The 312-nt window shown below is 57.4% G+C and carries 1 protein-coding gene; it reads left to right on the top strand.

Annotated elements, in window-relative coordinates; all coding sequences use genetic code 11:
• A partial coding sequence (locus HMPREF2526_RS10215) for a hypothetical protein (protein WP_210384417.1) occupies positions 1 to 312 on the top strand: 312 nt, incomplete at both ends.

The following is a 312-nucleotide window of genomic DNA, read 5'->3' as shown; positions in this document are numbered from 1 at the left end:
CCGATCCGAAGAACCCGGATACCGATGGTGACGGCGTTAACGACGGTGACGAGGTCAACCGTGAGGATGAAGACGGTAACCCAGCTCCGACTGATCCGAAGAACAAGGACACCGATGGTGACGGCCTGACCGATGGTGAGGAAAAGGAGATTGGCACCGATCCGACGAAGCCGGATACCGATGGTGATGGCCTGACCGATAAGGAAGAGGTCGACGGTTCCAAGAACCCGCACAAGGACAACAAGTTCGACGAGGATGGTAAGCCTGGCAACACGGACCCGAAGAACCCGGATACCGATGGTGATGGCCTGA

The organism is Corynebacterium sp. HMSC070E08 (assembly GCF_001808895.1).
In the GTDB taxonomy this organism is placed as follows: domain Bacteria; phylum Actinomycetota; class Actinomycetes; order Mycobacteriales; family Mycobacteriaceae; genus Corynebacterium; species Corynebacterium hiratae.
This window is presented reverse-complemented; position numbering and strand designations above follow the sequence as displayed.